Source organism: Kitasatospora putterlickiae (assembly GCF_039527695.1).
Taxonomy (GTDB): domain Bacteria; phylum Actinomycetota; class Actinomycetes; order Streptomycetales; family Streptomycetaceae; genus Kitasatospora; species Kitasatospora putterlickiae.
This window is the reverse complement of the sequence record NZ_BAAAKJ010000266.1, coordinates 13,609-14,333: the sequence shown is the minus strand read 5'-3', so window position 1 is coordinate 14,333 and position 725 is coordinate 13,609. Positions and strand designations below refer to the sequence as shown.

General features: G+C 80.7%; 1 pseudogene. It reads left to right on the top strand.

Annotation, left to right across the window (positions count from 1 at the left end):
• Nucleotides 1-164: pseudogene (locus ABD308_RS27015) on the top strand (MerR family transcriptional regulator); the annotation flags it as partial.
• Between the last annotated feature and the right edge of the window lie 561 nt (nt 165-725).

Genomic DNA, 725 nt, shown 5'->3' with positions numbered 1-725 from the left:
GGCTCACCTCCGCCGCCCAGGAGGCGCCCGCCCGCCGCCGCCTGACCCAGGCGCTCGTGGACATCCCGGGCTCCACGGCCGCCCGCGCCCTCACCGGCCTGACGGGCGATGAGGACCGCGCCGTCGCCCTCACCGCCGCCTACGGTCTCCGGCGGCGCGGCTGACCCAGCGGCCCGGATCGCCGCGCGGTTTCGCCGGCTCGGCCGGGTGCTCGACCGGCGACGGCCTCGCGCCGGACGGCCGGTTCCCGTGCGCCCGCCTCCGGCTGACGATCACCACGCCGGCCCTGCGAGTCGGGCACCTCGACGGCCCGATCGTGGGCGCCGTGGACCGGCCCGCCCGGGTTCCGGGGGTGCCGGTCCCTGCGTCCGCCCGTCTTCGCCGCGTCGTCGGGCGACGAGGGCCATGCCGTCGCGCTCACCGCCGCCCACGGTCTCCGGNNNNGCCGACCCGGGGGACCGGATCGCCGCCGCTTGAATCCGGGCCCTCGTGGACATCCCGGGCCCGCCGCCGCCCGCGCCCTCGCCGCCCCGACCCCGCGACGGGGACCGCCGTGGTCGCCCGCACCGGACCCTCCGGCGGCGCGGACGGCTCACGGGCCCTGGTCGCCGAAGGCGGCCGCGAAGGCCTCGGTGATCAGCGCGGGGAGCGCGGTGCGGCCGTCGTCCTCGGTCCAGCGGACCAGGGCCGTGTGCAGGGCGGCCAGGCAGGCGCCGGTGGCGGCC